This is a genomic window from Gammaproteobacteria bacterium (genome assembly GCA_003696665.1).
GTDB lineage: Bacteria > Pseudomonadota > Gammaproteobacteria > Enterobacterales.
The window spans coordinates 1-1,323 of sequence record RFGJ01000415.1; the positions used below are offsets into that span (position 1 = coordinate 1).

General features: G+C 56.0%; 2 protein-coding genes. Both read left to right on the forward strand.

The features are described 5' to 3' along the window. The first annotated feature begins 4 nt into the window (after positions 1–4). Positions 5–976, forward strand: coding sequence for a phosphomethylpyrimidine synthase (thiC, locus tag D6694_10490; GenBank protein RMH40015.1), 972 nt, complete (start codon positions 5–7; stop codon positions 974–976). After that, positions 977–1,323, forward strand: a 347-nt coding sequence (locus D6694_10495; GenBank protein RMH40016.1) for a hypothetical protein, incomplete at its 3' end; no start/stop codon positions are given.

The following is a 1,323-nucleotide window of genomic DNA, read 5'->3' on the forward strand; positions in this document are numbered from 1 at the left end:
GTAAATGGGCACTGTCCCAATTGGGACAGTGCCCATTTACGAAGCATTGGCGCGGGTTGGCGGCAAGGTGCGCGACTTGTCTTGGTCTGTGATGTTCGAGGTGCTCCATGAGCAAGCAGAACAAGGGGTGGATTATTTCACCATCCATGCTGGCGTGCTTCGCTCACTGCTCCCGCACGCACAACATCGCGTCACCGGCATCGTTTCGCGTGGCGGTTCGATTCTCGCGCAATGGATGCAAATTCATCAACGGGAAAATTTTTTGTGGGAACACTTCGACGAAATTTGTCGCCTGTGCCGACAATACGATGTGTCGCTATCGTTGGGTGACGGATTACGGCCTGGCTCCATTGCCGATGCCAATGACGAGGCGCAATTCGGTGAACTCAGAGCGCTTGGCGAGTTGACGCAACAAGCATGGGCGCATGATGTCCAGGTGATGATTGAAGGCCCAGGGCATGTGCCGATGCACCTTATTGAAGAAAATATGCGCCAACAACTCAAGCACTGTCACGAAGCGCCATTTTATACGTTGGGCCCTCTCACCACAGACATTGCGCCAGGCTATGATCACATCACTTCGGCCATCGGTGCTGCTATGATCGGCTGGTTTGGCTGTGCCATGCTCTGCTATGTGACTCCTAAAGAACATCTCGGCCTTCCCAATCCCGAAGATGTGCGTGCCGGACTGATGGCCTATCGAATTGCCGCCCATGCGGCCGATTTGGCCAAAGGGCATCCGTTTGCCCCCATGCGTGATCGCGCGCTGTCTGAGGCACGCTTTGCCTTTCGTTGGGAAGACCAGTTCAATCTTGGCCTTGACCCGGTAACGGCTCAACGTTATCACGATGAGACCCTGCCACAGGCGGGCGCCAAATCCGCACGTTTCTGCTCGATGTGCGGACCACAGTTTTGTTCGATGCGCATCTCGCAGGATGCCTACCAGCAAATCCCTGTGGCTTCGGATACTGAGTAAATGATGACGCAGACCACACCGATTCTGTGGGCAATTGGAGGGCACGATAACACCGGTCGCGCGGGCGTGTCGGCGGACGCCCAAGTGGCGCAAGCACTGAGCGTTCACCTGTGTCCCATCGTGACCATAGTGACAGCGCAAACCGACAACACGGCGCGTATCCTGAGCGAAATATCGGTTGAGCACTTGATTGAACAATGTGCATCTGCGCTGGCGCTCGGCACGCCATCCGCCATCAAAGTCGGTGCCATCACTGGGCCGCAAATGCGAGCACTCGCGCACTGGCTTCACGCCAAAGGATTAGACCATACGCCGCTGATTTGGGATCCGATCACGCACAGTTCCAC

Coding starts and splice junctions, on each gene's coding strand:
- thiC (RMH40015.1), top strand. CDS start 5: ATGGGCACTGTCCCAATTGGGACAGTGCCCATTTACGAAGCATTGGCG.